General features: G+C 61.4%; 1 protein-coding gene. It reads left to right on the top strand.

Annotation, left to right across the window (positions count from 1 at the left end; genetic code table 11):
- Positions 1–31: 31 nt before the first annotated feature.
- Positions 32–818 (top strand): MFS transporter (locus EOA86_RS36735; RefSeq protein WP_206630269.1); only part of this gene is annotated, 787 nt, incomplete at its 3' end.

Genomic DNA, 818 nt, shown 5'->3' with positions numbered 1-818 from the left:
CATCAGTATTTGCGGGGCGCTGGTCTTCGCAGTGGCCCTCGTGGTTGTGCCGCACGTGGCGAGCGTTCCGTTGCTGGCCGCTGCCGTCTTCGTGGCCGGCGCCGGCTTCGGCACTCTCGACGTATCGATGAACACCGACGCCTCGGTGCTCGAAAACCGCGTCAATAGACATATAATGTCGTCGCTTCACGGCGCGTTCAGCCTAGGCAATTTGACCGGCGCCTTCCTTGTGGGTCAAATCCTTGCCAATGGCGGCGCTCTGACCGTTTGCATGAGCGCGGCGGGCCTGAGCGTCGCCTGCCTCGCAGCAGTTGCTCTGAGTGGTTCGAGGAGTGGAGTGAGTGCCGATCAGCGCGTCAAAAGCGTTGGGGCAAGGCGCGGCTCGCTCGACCCAGCTCTGCGACCTCATTTGTTCCTGCTTGGCGTGATCGCATTCCTCGCTCTTCTGGCTGAAGGCGGCATGATGGACTGGAGCGCAGTCTACATTGTGACGATTTTTGGCGCCGCCGAAAGCACCGGTGCCTATGGCTTTGCCATCTTTGCGACGACGATGGCGATCGGCCGGCTGACTGGCGATTGGATGACGTCGAAGACCGGGCCGACAACGCTGTTGCTGGTCTCAACCATGGTTTGCGCCGTCTCCGTCCTCGTCTTTATCGTGGCCTCCAATCTCGTAATCGTATTCTGTGCACTGGCAGCATCCGGCTTTGGCGTGGCCAACATTGTCCCCGCGGTTTTCGCCGCCGCAGGCAGGGCTGGTGGTGCGGCGGCAGGTCAAGCAATGTCGATCGTCACCACCATGGGCTATGCTGGTCTGC

This window comes from Mesorhizobium sp. M5C.F.Ca.IN.020.32.2.1 (assembly GCF_004023105.1).
Classification (GTDB): Bacteria; Pseudomonadota; Alphaproteobacteria; order Rhizobiales; family Rhizobiaceae; genus Mesorhizobium; species Mesorhizobium wenxiniae.
The sequence above is the reverse complement of the archived record's forward strand: the minus strand, read 5'-3'. Positions and strand labels throughout refer to the sequence as shown.